General features: G+C 67.0%; 1 protein-coding gene. It reads left to right on the forward strand.

The genetic code is table 11. The features are described 5' to 3' along the window. Positions 1 to 136: 136 nt before the first annotated feature. Positions 137 to 1,294 (forward strand): IS110 family transposase, encoded by a 1,158-nt coding sequence (locus tag DW112_RS05905; protein ID WP_231500848.1) that lies wholly within the window; start codon positions 137 to 139, stop codon positions 1,292 to 1,294. The last annotated feature ends 111 nt before the right edge of the window (positions 1,295 to 1,405 follow it).

Genomic DNA, 1,405 nt, shown 5'->3' on the forward strand with positions numbered 1-1,405 from the left:
GGGGGGGTGTTGCCACCGGGGGCGCTCGCCGCTCCGGACGACTGATAGGAAACTGCCGGGCGCAAGCGCCACGGCCAGGTAATGTGGGTGTCGCGGGGAGGGGTTCCGATCGGCCTACCGATTGGAGGATACCACCGTGGCACCAATTAGAATGCCGGAAGCCGTCATCGGGCTCGATGTCGGGAAATCGTCCCACTGGGCATGCGTCGCGACTCGAGATGGCGAGGTGCTGTTGAGCACCCCCGTCGCGAACAGGGAGGACGACCTGGACTCGCTGTTCGGCCGCTTCCCCGATGCGCTCGTGGTCGTCGACCAGTCGCGCAACATAGGCGCCCTCGCGCTCGCCCGCGCCAGGGCGGCCGGGATGTCGGCGGCGTACCTGCCGGGACTCGCGGCGCACGGGGCCGCCAGGCTCTTCGCCGGCGACGCCAAGACCGACGAGCGAGACGCGATGGTCATCGCGAAGACGGCGCTTGGCATCCCCGACGCGCTCCTGCCGGTCGGAGACCCGGGTCCGACGATTGCGGCGGCGAGGGCGCTGGCCGCCCAGAGGAACTTCCTGACCTGCGAGAACACTAGGAATAAGAACCGGCTGCGCAGCATCCTGCTGGAATCGTGCCCCGCCTTCGAGGCACTGGTCGACCTGTCCGACGGGCCCCAGCTGAGGCTCATGGCATCCCTCGGCGGGGCCTGGTCGGTAGCCGACGCCGGGCCCCGCAGGGCGGCGGCGCTCACGCGTGGGGCGGCGCGCGGTAAGATCGAGGCCCTCGTCCGCTCGACAACCTCCTCGACAAGGCCGGATGCGTCGGTCGTCGCCGCCGAGGACCGGGCGGTGAAACTGCTCGCGCGCAGGATATCCGAGAACTCGGCGGAGATCGAGGCGATCACGGCGGAGATCTCCGCCCTGCTCGAGGGCGACGATACCTACCGATGCCTCCTGACGGTGCCGGGCATCGGGCCCAAAACCGCTTCCGAGCTTGCGATCTCCATCGACATCGAAGACTTCCCCAGTCACGACAGGCTCGCGTCGTACTGCGGCCTGGCGCCGCGCAACCGCCAGTCGGGAACCTCGATCTCCTCGGTGACGGCATCGCGCCAAGGCAACAAGAGGCTGAAGAACCTGCTCATATTCTCATGTAACTGCCTTACCCGGACAGAGGGGAGATGGGGCGACTACTACACCAGGTGCCGGGAGCGGGGCATGTCGCACGGCAAGGCGCTCAAGGCGCTGGCGCGAAAGAGACTGAAGGTCATCTACGCGGTCATGCGAGACAGGGTGCCTTACGCAGCCTAGCCGAAACGCACCGAGCAGACTGAAGCCCACCGGCCTAATGGCTTGGCGTCAGCATGCCGCGATTCGGTCGCACGGAGAGCATTTCCCAGTTGACAAAACTATAGGAACACC

Source organism: Collinsella sp. AM09-41 (assembly GCF_003473245.1).
Taxonomy (GTDB): domain Bacteria; phylum Actinomycetota; class Coriobacteriia; order Coriobacteriales; family Coriobacteriaceae; genus Collinsella.